The 14522-nt window shown below is 73.4% G+C and carries 12 protein-coding genes; 9 read left to right on the forward strand and 3 right to left on the reverse strand.

Going from position 1 to position 14522, the window contains the following annotated elements:
* Nucleotides 1-234 precede the first annotated feature (234 nt).
* Nucleotides 235-1215: a methionine synthase gene (locus tag WMI84_RS11870; RefSeq protein ID WP_347353391.1), complete on the forward strand. Its 981-nt coding sequence runs from the start codon at nucleotides 235-237 to the stop codon at nucleotides 1213-1215.
* 4 nt (nucleotides 1216-1219) lie between these two features.
* Here the strand turns inward: WMI84_RS11870 and WMI84_RS11875 are convergent, their stop codons facing one another.
* Entirely contained in the window at nucleotides 1220-2410 is a 1191-nt protein-coding gene (locus WMI84_RS11875; protein WP_347353393.1) for an Ig-like domain-containing protein, read from the reverse strand.
* A gap of 269 nt (nucleotides 2411-2679) precedes the next feature.
* On the opposite strand from WMI84_RS11875, the gene ligA reads away from it, so the two are divergent.
* The 5 genes from ligA (at nucleotide 2680) to WMI84_RS11900 (ending at nucleotide 9990) form a co-directional block, all read left to right on the forward strand.
* On the forward strand, nucleotides 2680-4839 hold the full coding sequence (ligA, locus tag WMI84_RS11880; protein ID WP_347353395.1) for an NAD-dependent DNA ligase LigA: 2160 nt from the start codon (nucleotides 2680-2682) through the stop codon (nucleotides 4837-4839).
* A gap of 130 nt (nucleotides 4840-4969) precedes the next feature.
* Entirely contained in the window at nucleotides 4970-5266 is a 297-nt protein-coding gene (gatC, locus tag WMI84_RS11885) for an Asp-tRNA(Asn)/Glu-tRNA(Gln) amidotransferase subunit GatC (RefSeq protein WP_347353397.1), read from the forward strand.
* Between the two features lie 78 nt (nucleotides 5267-5344).
* A complete protein-coding gene (gene gatA / locus WMI84_RS11890; RefSeq protein ID WP_347353399.1) occupies nucleotides 5345-6871 on the forward strand; it encodes an Asp-tRNA(Asn)/Glu-tRNA(Gln) amidotransferase subunit GatA in 1527 nt (508 codons plus the stop codon).
* A 35-nt stretch (nucleotides 6872-6906) separates the two neighbouring features.
* On the forward strand, nucleotides 6907-8442 hold the full coding sequence (gene gatB / locus WMI84_RS11895; RefSeq protein ID WP_347353412.1) for an Asp-tRNA(Asn)/Glu-tRNA(Gln) amidotransferase subunit GatB: 1536 nt from the start codon (nucleotides 6907-6909) through the stop codon (nucleotides 8440-8442).
* A gap of 96 nt (nucleotides 8443-8538) precedes the next feature.
* Nucleotides 8539-9990 (forward strand): glyceraldehyde-3-phosphate dehydrogenase, encoded by a 1452-nt coding sequence (locus tag WMI84_RS11900; protein ID WP_347353400.1) that lies wholly within the window; start codon nucleotides 8539-8541, stop codon nucleotides 9988-9990.
* A gap of 49 nt (nucleotides 9991-10039) precedes the next feature.
* Here WMI84_RS11900 and WMI84_RS11905 read toward each other — a convergent pair whose 3' ends face one another.
* Nucleotides 10040-11242, reverse strand: a complete 1203-nt coding sequence (locus WMI84_RS11905) for a PQQ-dependent sugar dehydrogenase (RefSeq protein ID WP_347353402.1) — start codon at nucleotides 11240-11242, stop codon at nucleotides 10040-10042.
* Between the two features lie 9 nt (nucleotides 11243-11251).
* Nucleotides 11252-11908, reverse strand: a complete 657-nt coding sequence (locus WMI84_RS11910) for an MOSC domain-containing protein (protein ID WP_347353404.1) — start codon at nucleotides 11906-11908, stop codon at nucleotides 11252-11254.
* A 31-nt stretch (nucleotides 11909-11939) separates the two neighbouring features.
* Here WMI84_RS11910 and WMI84_RS11915 point away from each other — a divergent pair, with 31 nt between their 5' ends.
* From WMI84_RS11915 to WMI84_RS11925, 3 genes are all read left to right on the forward strand, one after another.
* The gene (locus tag WMI84_RS11915; protein ID WP_347353406.1) at nucleotides 11940-12872 is read left to right on the forward strand and encodes a 2-hydroxyacid dehydrogenase; all 933 of its coding nucleotides are present in this window, start codon (nucleotides 11940-11942) and stop codon (nucleotides 12870-12872) included.
* A 124-nt stretch (nucleotides 12873-12996) separates the two neighbouring features.
* Nucleotides 12997-14076 carry a sialidase family protein gene (locus WMI84_RS11920; protein WP_347353408.1) on the forward strand — a complete coding sequence of 360 codons (1080 nt, stop codon included), beginning with the start codon at nucleotides 12997-12999 and terminating at the stop codon, nucleotides 14074-14076.
* A gap of 17 nt (nucleotides 14077-14093) precedes the next feature.
* Nucleotides 14094-14390 (forward strand): MoaD/ThiS family protein, encoded by a 297-nt coding sequence (locus WMI84_RS11925; RefSeq protein WP_347353410.1) that lies wholly within the window; start codon nucleotides 14094-14096, stop codon nucleotides 14388-14390.
* Nucleotides 14391-14522 lie beyond the last annotated feature (132 nt).

Consider the following 14522-nt stretch of genomic DNA (forward strand, 5'->3'; position numbering starts at 1 on the left):
GCTGCACGGTCGATCGGGACTACTGCACGCTCGATGGGGGGGAAGTGCACGGTCGATCGGGGCTACTGCACGCTCGACGGGGAGAAGTGCACGGTCGATCAGGACTACTGCACGCTACATGGGGAGAAGTGCACGGTCGATCAGGACTACTGCACCCTCGATGGGGAGAAGTGCACGGTCGATCGGGAGAAGTGCACGCTCGATGGGGGAGGGGGCGCGACTAGAGTGCCGGGGGTGACGATCGCGAGCGGGATCGGGTCCTGGCCCGGCACGTCGGTCCGCGACGCCCTCGCGCAGGTCCGCGAGCTGCTCGACGGGCACCTGCCCTACCTCCCCGAGCTGCCCGAGCGGGGTCCTGGCGCCGACCTGGTCGGGCGCGGCGCCGGCCTGCTCGTCGAGCTGCCCGTCGACCTGCAGCCGGTCGGCTGGCGCCTGGTGGACCGCCCCGGCCGCGACGCGAGCCGCACCGCGGCGCTCTGGCGCGAGGACCTCGACGAGCTGGCCGAGGCCTTCGACGGCCACACCGGCCCACTCAAGCTCCAGGTCGCCGGGCCGTGGACCCTCGCCGCGAGCATCTGGCTCCCGCGGGGCGAGCGGGCCGTGGTCGACGAGGGAGCGGCTCGTGACCTCGTCGAGTCCCTCGCGGAGGGCGTGCGCGGGCACGTCGCGGCGGTCCGGGGCCTGGTCCCGGGCGCCGAGGTCGTCCTGCAGGTGGACGAGCCTTCGCTGCCGGCGGTGCTCGACGGGCGGCTGCCCACCGCCTCGGGCTTCGGCCGGTTGCCCGCCGTCGACCCGCAGGTCGCGCTGGCCGGCCTGCGCACGGTGCTGGCCGCACACGAGGGCCCCACCGTCGTCCACTGCTGCGCGGCCCGCCCGCCGCTGCCGCTGCTGCGCTCGGCCGGGCCGACCGCCCTGAGCCTCGACTGCACCCTGCTCGGTCCGCGCGGGTGGGAGGGGGTGGCGGTCGCGGCGGAGAGCGGCATCCGGCTGCATGCCGGCATCGTGCCCACCGACGGGGCGCGCACCCGCGTGCCGGAGCTGGCCGACGCGCTGGTGGACCCCTGGCGCGGGGTCGGTATGCCGCTGAGCTCGCTCTGCGACGTGGTCGTGACCCCGACGTGCGGGCTTGGCGGACGGTCCGCCGGGGTGGCGCGCGCGGTGCAGCGAGCCGCGGTCGAGACCGCGGGCGAGCTGGCCGAGCGCGCCGCCGGCTAGCCGGTCAGAGGGCCGAGCCCTTCTCGTACTGCTTCCAGCTGAGGTTCCAGTCGGCGTAGCCGTTGCCCATCGTCATCGGCTTGTTCGACCCGGTCGTCTCCACGACGTCACCGATGCGGAAGTTGTCCCACACCCAGTCGCCGGCCACGTTGCTGATGCCCGTGCAGCCGTGGCTGACGTTGGCATAGCCCTGCTGGGCCACCGACCACGGTGCGGTGTGCAGGAACTCGCCCGAGTGGGTCAGCTGCAGCGCGTAGTTGACCTTCACGTCGTGGTAGTAGGCCGCGTCGCCCGGCTTGAGCCCGATCGACTCGGCCTTCATGGTGAACTGCGAGTACTTGGCCATGATGACCTTGACGCCCGAGCGGGTCTCCCAGCCGGGACGCCCGCCGGAGATCGGGATGCGCCGGACCTTGTCGCCGTTGACGTAGACGTCCATCTGGTGCGTCCTGAGGTTGACCTTGGCGATGACCGACCGGCCCACGGTGAAGTCCGCGGTGCGGGACTGCTCGCCGAAGCGCTTGCCACCGGCCGGCACGCCGTTGAGGTCGGCCTCGACGTGCACCTTGGTGCCGGGCTTCCAGAAGCTCTTGGGCCGCCAGTGCGCCTCGCGGTCGGACAGCCAGTACCACGACCCGGCCTGCGCCGGCGTGGAGGTGACCTTCATGTGCTTCTCGAAGTTGGCCTTGTCGACGACCGGCAGGTCGAAGGTGACGATGACCGGCATGCCCACGCCGACGGTCTGGCCGTCGGGGATCACCTTGACGTAGATCTGGTCGTCGAGCGTGAGGTTGGCGGTGCGGAAGGTCTGCGTCGTCGAGACGAAGGCGCCGGACTCGTCGTGGCCCTCCATCCTCAGGGTGTACTTCACGCCGGGCTCGAGCAGGTCCTTGGCGGTCCACGTGCCGGACTCGAGCCAGCCGTCGACGGCCACGTGCTTGCCCTTCTTGCTCAGGTAGGACAGCGACGCCTGGGCGAGCGTGCCCGACTCCACCTGCGCCGTGACCCGGGTGTCGACCGGGACGTCCGAGGCCTTGTCGCCGGGCGTGGTGACCCAGTCGACCGGCGGCGTCGCCGGGGTGCTGCTGGTCGACGGTGCCGAGCCGCCCTCGGCCACGGGCGGGGAGCCCGCGTTGGCAGTGGCGTTGCACGCCGACAACCCGATCATGGCGATGATCGCCAGACCTGCTGCCATCGACTTCGACCTACCCTTGACCTGCACACGCATCCTCTCTGGTCCGGCCGTCCCGCAGTCGCGCAGCATCAGTCGCGCAGCATCGGCCCCTCTATCACATTCCGGGCTCCAGTGTCCCCGATAGGTGCCAAGATCGCCAAAACGTCGGCGCGTCGTGTCGTGGCGCCGGGGCAGCTCGTGGGGGGCGACCGGCCCCCACCTCGCGGTGGGCAGGGTGGGCCACCCCGGGCCCGGCGGTACCGCTCGCGGCCCGCTGGCAGGATGGACAGGTGACCCAGACCAATCCGACCGTCGGCACCGGTGCCGGCCCGGGCGCCGACGTCCCGGCGGCGGTGCACCGGGAGTGGATCGAGCTGGCCGAGCAGGCCTCCGCCGCGCAGTTCGCCTACTACGTGCGCGACGCCCCGACGCTCAGCGATGCCGCGTACGACCGGATCATGCGGCGCCTGAACGCGATCGAGGAGCAGTGGCCGGCGCTGCGCACCCCGAAGAGCCCGACCCAGCAGGTCGGCGCCGCCGCCTTCGCCACCGGCTTCGAGCCGGTCGACCACCTGGAGCGGATGCTCAGCCTCGACGACGTCTTCTCCTTCGACGAGCTGCGCGCCTGGTTCGAGCGCGTCGAGCGGCAGGTCGACACCGGGTGCCACTTCCTCACCGAGCGCAAGATCGACGGGCTGGCCATCAACCTGCTCTACGAGCGTGGCCGGCTGACCCGGGCGCTGACCCGCGGTGACGGCCGTACCGGCGAGGACGTCACGCACAACGTCCGGACGATCGGCGACGTACCGTCCCGCCTGCACGGCACCTCCCTGCCGGAGCTGATCGAGATCCGCGGCGAGATCTTCTTCCCGACGGCGGCCTTCGCCGACCTGAACGCCGGTCTCGTCGAGGCGGGCCGGGCGCCGTTCGCCAACCCCCGCAACGCGGCCGCGGGGTCGTTGCGGCAGAAGGACCCCCGGGTCACCGCGAGCCGGCCGCTGCGCATGCTCGTCCATGGCATCGGCGCCCGGCGCGGCATCGAGATCGCCAGGCAGAGCGAGGCCTACGAGGTGTTCCACGCCTGGGGGCTGCCCACCGCGAGCGACTACCGGGTGCTCGACGACATCGCCGGCGTCGAGGCGTACGTGACCTACTGCGGCGAGCACCGGCACGACGGCCTGTTCGACATCGACGGGGTGGTCGTCAAGGTCGACGAGATCGAGCTGCAGGACCGGCTCGGCACGACCTCGCGGGCACCGCGCTGGGCGGTCGCCTACAAGTACCCGCCGCAGGAGGTCAACACCAGGCTGCTCGACATCCGCGTCAACGTCGGCCGGACCGGGCGTGTCACGCCGTACGGCGTCATGGTGCCCGTGGTCGTCGCCGGCTCCACCGTCGAGCAGGCCACCCTGCACAACGCGCACGAGATAGCCCGCAAGGGCGTGCTGATCGGCGACACGGTGGTGCTGCGCAAGGCCGGCGACGTCATCCCGGAGATCGTCGGGCCGGTGGTCGAGCTGCGCGACGGTACGGAGCGGGCCTTCGTCATGCCGAGCGAGTGCCCCTCCTGCGGCACCCCCCTCGCCCCCGAGAAGGAGGGCGACAAGGACATCCGCTGCCCGAACGCCCGGTCCTGCCCGAGCCAGCTGCGCGAGCGGCTCTTCGCCCTGGCGGCCCGCAGCGCCCTCGACATCGAGGCGCTCGGCTGGGAGGGCGCGCTCGCCCTGCTCGAGTCGGGGACGGTCACGGACGAGGGCGACCTGTTCCCCCCGCCCGCGGACAGCCCCCGGGCGGGAGAGTACGGGCTGACCCGCGAACGGCTCACCGGGGTCGCGCTCTACACGCGGGCCGCGAAGAAGTCGGACCCGCCCGAGTACGTCGCCGACGGCCGCGTCCTGTCGGCGAACGGCGAGCGCCTGCTCGCCGAGCTGGAGAAGGCGAAGACCCAGCCGCTGTGGCGGGTCCTGGTCGCCCTGTCGATCCGGCACGTCGGCCCCACCGCGGCACGGGCGCTCGCGAGCGAGTTCGGGTCGGTCGAGGAGATCCGCACGGCAGATCCCGAGCGCCTGGCCCTGGCCGACGGCGTCGGCGGCGTGATCGCCGAGTCGGTGCGCGCCTGGTTCGAGGTGGACTGGCACTTGGCGATCGTCGACAAGTGGGCCGCCGCCGGGGTGCGGATGGCCGAGGAGCGTCAGGAGTCCCTGGAACGGACCCTGGCGGGCCGCACCGTCGTGGTGACCGGCACGCTCGAGGGCTTCTCCCGCGACGAGAGCAAGGAGGCCATCGTCACCCGCGGCGGCAAGGCGGCCGGCTCGGTGTCGAAGAACACCGACTGGGTCGTCGTCGGCGCGGGCGCCGGGTCCAAGGCGGCCAAGGCCGAGCAGCTCGGGGTGCCGGTGCTGGACGAGGCGCAGTTCGTCCGACTGCTGCAGACCGGCTCGCCGGACTGACCGCCCCGGACCGGTCGACCGGGCTGCGGAAGTGCCCGCCCGACGGGGGCGGGCGCCGAGCGAGGCGGGCGGCGGATGTGGGCGTGTGCGCGGTCGGCGGGGCTCCGCAGGGCCACCTAGACTGGCCCGCATGTCCTCACTCACCCGCGACGACGTGGCGCACCTGGCCATGCTCGCCCGCATCGACCTCAGCGACGCCGAGCTCGACCGGATGGTCGGCGAGCTCGACGTCATCCTGGCCGCCGTCGCCAAGGTGCAGCAGGCGCCGATCGAGGGGGTCGCGCCGATGTCGCACCCCGTGCCGCTGACCAACGTCACCCGGCCCGACGTCGTGCGCCCGAGCCTCACCCCGGCCGAGGCGCTGTCCGGCGCCCCCGAGGTGGCGGAGCAGCGCTTCCGCGTGCCGCGCATCCTGACCGAGGACTGAGGTCACGTATGCCGCTCAGCCGGCTGGGCGGCATACCGACCCTCCCAGCGAACTTGCTTGACGACAAAGGGAACTGACGTGAACTCCGATCTGACCCGGGCCACCGCCGCCGAGCTCGCCGAGGCGCTCGCGAGCCGGAGCGTCTCGTCGGTCGAGGTGACCCAGGCGCACCTGGACCGCATCGCGGCCGTCGACGGGCAGGTGCACGCCTACCTGCACCTCGACCCCGACGGGGCGCTCGCGACCGCCCGTACGGTCGACCAGCGCCGGGTCGCCGGGGAGCAGCTGCCGGCGCTCGCGGGCGTGCCGGTCGCGGTCAAGGACGTGATGGCGACCCGTGGGCTGCCGACGACCTGCGGAAGCCGCACCCTGCAGGGGTGGGTGCCGCCCTACGACGCGACGGTGGTGACCCGGCTGCGCGCCGAGGGCATGCCGATCCTGGGCAAGACGAACATGGACGAGTTCGCGATGGGCAGCTCGACGGAGCACTCCGCCTACGGCCCGACCCGCAACCCGTGGGACCTCGAGCGGATCCCGGGCGGTTCGGGCGGGGGCTCGAGCGCGGCCGTCGCCTCGTTCCAGGCGCCGCTGGCGATCGGCACCGACACCGGCGGCTCGATCCGGCAGCCGGCCGCGGTGACCGGCAGCGTCGGGACCAAGCCGACCTACGGCGGGGTCTCCCGCTACGGGCTCGTCGCGCTCGCCTCGTCCCTCGACCAGGCCGGCCCGTGCGCCCGGACGGTGCTCGACACTGCGCTGCTGCACGGCGTCATCGCCGGCCACGACCCGATGGACTCGACCTCGATCGACGCGCCGGTGCCGCCGGTGGTCGCGGCGGCCCGCGCGGGCCGGGTGCACGGCCTGAGGGTCGGGGTCGTGCGCGAGCTCGGCGGGGCCGGCTACCAGCCCGGCGTGCGGGCCCGGTTCGACGAGGCCGTGCAGCTGCTCGTCGACGGCGGCGCCGAGGTGGCCGAGGTGTCGTGCCCCAGCTTCGAGTACGCCCTTGCGGCGTACTACCTGATCCTGCCGAGCGAGGCGAGCTCGAACCTGGCGAAGTTCGACGCGATGCGCTACGGCCTGCGGGTCGGTCCGCAGGGTGTGGCCGACCCGAGCGCCGAGCAGGTCATGGCGGCCTCCCGCGAGGCCGGCTTCGGGCCCGAGGTCAAGCGCCGCATCATCCTGGGCACCTACGCACTCAGCTCGGGCTACTACGACGCCTACTACGGCTCGGCGCAGAAGGTGCGCACGCTGATCGCGCAGGACTTCCAGCGCGCCTTCGAGCAGGTCGACGTGCTGCTCAGCCCGACCGCCCCGACCACCGCGTTCCGGTTCGGCGACAAGCTGGCCGACCCGATGGCGATGTACCTGAACGACATCGCGACCATCCCGGCCAACCTCGCCGGCGTCCCCGGGATCTCGCTGCCCTCGGGCCTGGCCGACGAGGACGGCCTGCCGGCCGGCATCCAGGTCCTCGCCCCGGCGATGCGCGACGACCGCCTCTACAGCGTCGGCGCCGCGCTCGAACGGGCGCTCGCGCAGCGGTGGGGCGGACTGCTGCTCGACCGCGCCCCGGAGCTCGACGGTACGACGGAGAAGGGAGCCTGACGGTGAGCACGGCAGCGCTGACGAGCGACGAGGTCATGGACTACGACGAGGCGCTCGCCCGGTTCGACCCCGTCCTGGGCCTGGAGGTCCACGTCGAGCTCAACACCGCGACGAAGATGTTCTGCGGCTGCGCGACCACGTTCGGCGCCCCGCCCAACAGCCAGGTCTGCCCCGTCTGCCTCGGGCTGCCCGGCGCCCTGCCGGTGGTCAACGCGCGGGCGGTCGAGTCGGCGATCCGCATCGGCCTGGCCCTGAACTGCCAGATCGCCCCGTGGTGCCGGTTCGCCCGGAAGAACTACTTCTACCCGGACATGCCGAAGAACTTCCAGACCTCGCAGTACGACGAGCCGATCTCGCACGACGGCTGGCTGGACGTCGAGGTGGACGACGGGGCCGGCGGCACCGAGACCTTCCGGGTCGAGATCGAGCGGGCCCACATGGAGGAGGACACCGGCAAGTCGCTGCACATCGGGGGCGCCACGGGCCGGATACACGGCGCCGACCACTCGCTCGTCGACTACAACCGCGCGGGCATCCCGCTGATCGAGATCGTCACCAAGCCGGTCGTCGGGGCGGGGGAGCGGGCCCCGGAGGTGGCCCGGGCCTACGTGTCGGCGCTGCGCGACCTCATGCGGGCGCTCGACGTCAGCGACGTCCGGATGGAGCAGGGCTCGCTGCGCTGCGACGCGAACGTCTCGCTGCGGCCCAGGGTCGGCGCCGACCCCCGCGGCGCCGACCAGCTCGCCGTCCCGCTCGGCACCCGGACCGAGACCAAGAACGTCAACTCGCTGCGCTCGGTCGAGCGGGCCGTCCGGTACGAGATCGCCCGGCACGCAGCGGTCCTCGCGGGTGGCGGCGCGATCCTGCAGGAGACCCGGCACTGGCACGAGGACACCGGCGTCACGACGTCCGGGCGCGAGAAGTCCGACGCCGAGGACTACCGCTACTTCCCCGAGCCCGACCTGGTGCCGGTCGCCCCCGCGCGCGAGACGGTCGAGGCGCTCCGGGCGACCCTGCCGGAGCCGCCCGCCGAGCGCCGCCGGCGGCTGCAGGCCGACTGGGGCTACAGCGACCTGGAGATGCGCGACGTGGTCAACGCCGGTGCGCTCGAGCTCATCGAGCAGACCGTCTCGCTCGGGGCGAGCGCGCAGGCCGCCCGCAAGTGGTGGCTGGGTGAGCCGTCGCGGCGTGCGAACGGCGCCGCGCAGGACCTCGTGACGTATGCCGCGCAGGTCGGGTTCGCGCCGGCCGACGTCGCCGAGCTCGAGGCCATGGTCGTGGCCGGGCGGCTCAACGACTCGCTGGCCCGGCAGGTGCTCGACGGGGTGCTGGACGGTGCGGGCCGGCCGGTGCAGGTGGCCGACGCGCGGGGCCTCGAGCTGGTCCGCGACGAAGGCGCACTGGTGGCCGCGGTCGAGGCGGTCATCGTCGCCAACCCCGACGTGGCGGCCAAGATCCGCGCCGGCAAGGTGCAGGCCGTGGGGGCGCTGATCGGCCAGGTGATGCGGGCGACCAAGGGCCGGGCCGACGCCGGGCGGGCGCGCGAGCTGATCCTCGACAAGCTGACGTAGCAGGACCGCCGGCACGGCACCGCGGGCCGGCGCACATCAAGGCGGCCGTGCGCCGCACGAGCCGGGCCGGGCCCGGGAAGGTGAGAGGGAGCAGCCGTGAGCCAAACCGCCGACGAACACTACGAGGACTGGTCCGACCGTCTGGCGCTCGCCGAGGCGATGATCCCGGTCATCGGGAGCCTCTACCGCGACAACAACGTCGTGACCTCGGTCTACGGCCGGGGCCTGATCAACGAGTCCGCGATCCACATCATCAAGGCGCACCGCTTCGCGCGCCGCGTCGACGAGGTGGAGCTCGACCTCGCCGACACGCTGCCGCTGCTGCAGGCCGTCGCCGCGGCCGAGCCCGGTGCCGCCTCGGTCGACCTCGCCCGGCTGAACCGCAAGTACAAGCTGGAGGCGGCCGGGCGGGACCTGGGCGAGTTCGTCCGAAGCGAGCTCGGCGACCTCGTCGGGCGCAAGGGCGCCCGCCCCGCCGAGGGGCCGGCCGGGCAGGACGTCGTGCTCTACGGCTTCGGGCGGATCGGCCGGCTGCTGGCCCGGATCCTGATCGACCACGAGGGCAAGGGCGACGGGCTGAAGCTGCGGGCGGTCGTGGTGCGCAAGGGAGCCGCCAACGACCTGGTCAAGCGGGCCAGCCTGCTGCGCCGCGACTCGGTGCACGGCTCGTTCCAGGGCACGATCACGGTGGACGAGGAGGCGAACACGATCCTGGCCAACGGCACGCTCATCCAGGTCATCTACTCCGACGACCCTGCGGGCGTCGACTACACGGCATACGGCATCGAGGACGCCATCGTGGTCGACAACACCGGTCGGTGGCGTGACCGGGAGGGGCTCGCCCAGCACCTGTCCTGCCCGGGAGTCTCGCGGGTGCTGCTCACCGCGCCCGGCAAGGGCGAGCTGCCCAACGTCGTGGCCGGGATCAACGAGTCGGTGATCGGGGACGAGCCGATCGTCTCGGCCGCCTCGTGCACCACCAACGCCATCGTCCCGGTGCTCAAGGCGGTCTCCGACGAGTACGGCATCGTCGGCGGTCACGTCGAGACGGTCCACTCGTTCACCAACGACCAGAACCTCATCGACAACTTCCACCGCGGCGAGCGCCGGGGCCGGTCGGCCGCGCTCAACATGGTGCTGACCGAGACCGGTGCGGCAAAGGCGGTCGCCAAGGCGCTGCCCGAGCTGGCCGGCAGGCTCACCGGCAGCTCGATCCGGGTGCCCACCCCGAACGTGTCGATGGCGATCCTCAACCTGACCCTGGAGCGGCCCACCGACAAGGAGCAGATCAACCACTACCTGCGGCGGACCTCGCTGCACACCCCGCTGCACAAGCAGCTCGACTTCGTCGACTCGCCCGAGGTCGTCTCCAGCGACTTCGTCGGCTCGCAGTACGCCGGCATCGTGGACGGGCGCGCGACGATCACGGCGGGCGACCGGGTCGTGCTCTACGTCTGGTACGACAACGAGTTCGGGTACAGCTGCCAGGTGGTGCGGATCCTCGAGACGATGGCTGGGGTGCACCCGCCGGCCTTCCCGAAGGCCTGAGCCCCGGCTCGCCCGAGCCACGACCTGTCCGAGCCGGCGGCCCTCCGCCTCAGCGAGCGACGCCCAGCGCGGCGGGCGGCAGCGAGACCAGCCGGTCGTTCGCGCCGTTGCTGGTCAGGATCCAGGCCCGGCCCTGCACGAAGCGCACGTCACGGATCCGGCCGTACGTCCCCTCGAGGTGCCGGGTCGGGCTGCCGGCGCTGCCGTCGGCCCGGATCGGCACTCGCCAGACCGACTGGCCCCGCAGGGCGGCGATGTAGACGGCCCCGTCCGGCCCGACCGCGATGCCGCTCGGCGACATCTGGGCCGGGTGCCACTCGGCGACCGGGTCGGTGTAGTCCGGGTTGCCGGCGCGTCCCTCGACCTCCGGCCACCCGTAGTTGCGGCCGGGCCTGATCAGGTTCAGCTCGTCCCAGGTGTTCTCGCCCAGCTCGCTCGCCCACATCCGGCCCCGGGCGTCCCAGGCCAGCCCCTCGACGTTGCGGTGCCCGTAGGTCCAGATCGGCGACCCGCCGAACGGGTTGCCGGGGGCCGGCTTGCCCGCGGTGGTGATCCGCAGGATCTTGCCGCCGGTCGAGCCGAGGTTCTGCGAGAGCGGCTTGTCGCCGGACTCGCCGGTGCCGACGTAGAGGTATCCGTCCGGACCGAACGCGATCCGCCCGCCGTTGTGGTTGGTCCCGCTCGGGATGCCCCGGAAGATCACGTGGGGGGTGCCGATGCGGTCGCCCTCCCACGGCACCGCGGCGATCCGGTTGTCGCTGTCGGAGGTGTAGTAGGCGTAGAAGACGGGGTCGGCCGCGAAGTCCGGGGGCACGGCCAGCCCGAGCAGGCCGCCCTCGCCCGGTTGCCGGTGGATGTCGAGGTGCCCGACCACGTGGGGCCTGCCGGGCCGACCCGGGGCGGGCACCCAGTGGATGTCGCCGGTGTTGCGCTCGCTGACCAGGGCCGAGCCGTCGGGCAGCGGCGCGATCGACCACGGGACCTTCAGGCCCCCGGCGACCGTGAAGGCCGGCTTGTCGAGGGGCACCGGCGGGGTGGACGCCACGGGCGGCGCCGGTGTCGTCGAGGGTGACCCGCTCGAGGTCGGCGTCCCCGCGGCCGGCCCGGTCGTGGACGCGGCGGTGGTGGGTGCGGGCCCGGCGGCGCCACCCTGCCCTGGTGGGCCGGTGCAGGCCGCCGCGAGCAGGGCCAGGGCGGCGGCGCCGGCCACCCCGGCGAGGCGGCGACGGTGCGGGACTTCGCTGAGCGGCATACCCCATTGTCACCGGGGGGCGAGCCGGCCCGCGAGCCAGTCGTGCTCCTCGGGGGCGAGCACCCCCGAGTCGAGCACGCGCATGGCGGCCGCGCGGTCGCCGGTGGCGGCCCGGAACTCCAGCAGCAGCGTGATGTCGTGGTCGGGCCGCTCGACGGTGACGCGGTCGCCGGTGCGGATCGTCCCCGGCCGCACGACCGACAGGTACGCGCCGGTGCGGCCGGCCGCGGTGAACCGGCGCACCCAGCCCGGGATGCCCATGTGGCCGGCGAAGGTGCGGCACGGGATCCGCGGCACCTCCACCCGCAGCTCGACCTCGCCGACCCGCCACAGCTCCCCGATGCGCGCGGTCGTGCAGTCGACGCCCACGGTGGTCAGGTTCTCCCCGAAGGCGCCGTCGCGCAGCGGCCTGCCCAGCCGCTCCGCCCACCAGTCGAGGTCCTCGCGGGCGTAGGCGTAGACCGCCTGGGTCCGCCCGCCGTGGTGACGCCGGTCGCCGATGGTGTCGCCGACGCAGCCGCTGCCCAGGCCCCCGTGCTTGGGCCCCGGGTCGCGCACCTCGACGTGGTCCACCGGCCGCTTGTCGATCCCCGTCGTTGGGGCGGACGTGTGCGGGCTCGGCACGCCGGGCCCGATGTTGACCGAGCGGACGTGGGGCGCAGACACGGGTGGAGCCTAACCTCGGTAGCGTGCTGCCATGAACACCGGTCCGGTCGTCGTCTCCGTCCCCGACGAGGGGTATGCCGCTGGGCTCGCCGGTCTCGCCGGCGTCGAGACGCTCGTGTGGCCGATGCGCGGGCCGCATCCCCGGGTGGGTGAGCTGCGGTTCGTCGTGGCCCCCTACCTGCAGCGGGTGGCCTACGACGAGCTGCTCGCGGGCGCCGAAGTGCTGCAGGCGGTGCAGATCCAGAGCGCCGGCTACGAGGACGTCCTGCCGTTGCTGCCGGTGGGCGTCACGCTGTGCAACGCCGCCGGGGTCCACGACGCGAGCACGGCCGAGCTCGCCGTCGCCCTCGCGCTCTCCTCGCAGCGCGGGCTGCCCGGCTTCCTGGTGCGGCAGGAGCGGCACGAGTGGGAGGACTGGAGCCTGCGCGGCTCGCTCGCCGACAGCCGGGTGCTGCTGCTCGGCTACGGCCAGATCGGGCGGGCCATCGCCAGCCGGCTGCGCCCCTTCGAGGTCGAGCTGACCGTCGTCGCGTCGCGACCCCGGGCCGGCGACGATCTGGTCGACTGGGTGCACGGGGTCGGTCGGCTGCCGGATCTGGCCGCGGCGGCCGACATCCTGATGGTCGTCGTGCCGCTCACCGACGCCACGCGGCGGCTGATCGACCGGGACCTGCTGGCCCGGCTGCCCGACGGCGCGCTGGTGGTCAACGTCGCCCGCGGCGCCATCGTCGACACCGACGCCCTCGTCGCGGAGTGCGCCTCGGGGCGCCTGCGCGCGGCGCTCGACGTCACCGACCCGGAGCCGCTGCCGCCCGGGCATCCGCTCTGGAGCACCCCCGGCGTGATCGTCACGCCGCACGCCGGTGGTGCGACCCGGGCGATGCGCCCGCGGTCGCTGGCGCTGATCCGCCGGCAGGTCGAGGCGTTGCGCGACGGCCGGCAGCTGGCCAACGTGGTGACCTGACCCGTCGTGGACCCGGCCCCGGGCGCGAGTGCGCGGGCCCGCGGAGCGGGGTTGGGCGGCATTCGGTCAATCTCTCCTCGCAATCCTCTTGTCGGGCGTGACAGGGGCAGTGGACACTGTCCACATGACCGAGACGATCGTGGCCGTCGGCACCCGCAAGGGCCTGTGGCTCGCGCGCTCCGACGACCGGCAGGCTTGGCGGCTGGAGGGTCCGCACTTCCTGATGAGCGAGGTCGCGTCCGTCGCCGTGGACACGCGGGCGGGCCGTTCGACCGTCCTGGCCGGGGTCAAGCACTGGCACTGGGGGCCCACGGTCCAGAGCAGCGTGGACGGCGGCCGGACCTGGACCGAGAGCCCCGAGCGGGTGCTCGCCTTCCCGGCCGACACCGACACCGCGCTCGAGCGGGTCTGGCAGCTGACCCCCGACCCGAACGACGACGACGTCGTCTGGGCCGGCGTCGAGCCGCATGCGCTCTTCCGCAGCTCCGACCGCGGCGAGCACTACGAGCTGGTCCGGGGGCTGTGGGACCACCCGCACCGACCGCACTGGGAGCCCGGCTTCGGCGGCGGTGCGGTGCACACCGTCATCCTCGAGCCGGGGCACCCCGAACGGCTGCTCGTCGCGATGAGCGCGGGCGGGGTCTACCGGTCGGCCGACGGGGGCGCCTCGTGGGCGCCGAGCAACCCCGGGATCTCGGCGTACTTCATGCCCGGGAACGAGTACCCCGAGTACGGCCAGTGCGTCCACAAGGTCGCCCGCGGCGTGGACGGCACGTGCTACGCCCAGAACCACCGCGGGGTCTACCGGTCCGACGACGGCGGCGCGACCTGGGTCTCGATCGCCGACGGGCTGCCCACCGACTTCGGGTTCGCGATCCTGGCCCACCCGACCCGGCCGGGCACGGTCTGGAACATCCCGGTCGCCAACGACGGCGAGCGCATCCCGCCGGGCGCACGGCTGCAGGTCCAGCGCTCCGACGACGGCGGGCGCACCTGGCGGATGCAGGCCACCGGGCTGCCGGCCGAGAGCTACACCTGCGTGCTGCGCGATGCCGCCGCCCTCGACACCGCGGACCCGGTCGGCGTCTACTTCGGCACCCGCAACGGTGACGTCTTCGTCTCGGTCGACGAGGGCGAGACCTTCGCCCGGATCGCTACGCAGCTGCCCGACGTCCTGGCCGTCCGCGCGGCCCGGCTGCCCTGAGCCGCAAGGGGTCCCGGATGCCGCCCGCCCCCGTGCGCGTCATCCTGCCCGGCCTGCTGCGCGACCTCGTCGGCGGCGTGCCGGAGATCCCGGTCGACGTGTCCGGCGAGACAGTGACGGTGGGCAGGCTGCTCGACCTGGCGTTCGCCGAACACCGGATCCTCGACGGCAAGGTGCGCGACGAGCGCGGCCGGATCCGCCGACACGTGAAGGTCTTCGTCGACGGCGAGGACGTGACCCGCGGTGCGGGCGAGGCCGCCCTCGTGCCGCCCGGCGCCCGCGTGCACATCGTCAACGCCGTGTCGGGCGGGTAGCGGGGGCTCGCGAGGGACCCGGTTCGCATCGAGAGTGCGCCACTCCCGATCGAAAGTGCGGCAATTCGTGTCGAGAGTGCGCCACTCCCGATCGAAGGTGCCGTGCCTCACCTTCGCGTGTGCCGTGGCTCG

This window comes from Intrasporangium sp. (assembly GCF_039812505.1).
Classification (GTDB): Bacteria; Actinomycetota; Actinomycetes; order Actinomycetales; family Dermatophilaceae; genus Intrasporangium_A.

What these genes read in the sequence shown, in the direction of transcription:
- WMI84_RS11875 (WP_347353393.1), bottom strand. Translation starts at nt 2,410, where the DNA reads ATGGCAGCAGGTCTGGCGATCATCGCCATGATCGGGTTGTCGGCGTGC.
- gatC (WP_347353397.1), top strand. Translation starts at nt 4,970, where the DNA reads ATGTCCTCACTCACCCGCGACGACGTGGCGCACCTGGCCATGCTCGCC.
- gatB (WP_347353412.1), top strand. Translation starts at nt 6,907, where the DNA reads ATGGACTACGACGAGGCGCTCGCCCGGTTCGACCCCGTCCTGGGCCTG.
- WMI84_RS11905 (WP_347353402.1), bottom strand. Translation starts at nt 11,242, where the DNA reads ATGCCGCTCAGCGAAGTCCCGCACCGTCGCCGCCTCGCCGGGGTGGCC.
- WMI84_RS11915 (WP_347353406.1), top strand. Translation starts at nt 11,940, where the DNA reads ATGAACACCGGTCCGGTCGTCGTCTCCGTCCCCGACGAGGGGTATGCC.
- WMI84_RS11920 (WP_347353408.1), top strand. Translation starts at nt 12,997, where the DNA reads ATGACCGAGACGATCGTGGCCGTCGGCACCCGCAAGGGCCTGTGGCTC.
- WMI84_RS11925 (WP_347353410.1), top strand. Translation starts at nt 14,094, where the DNA reads ATGCCGCCCGCCCCCGTGCGCGTCATCCTGCCCGGCCTGCTGCGCGAC.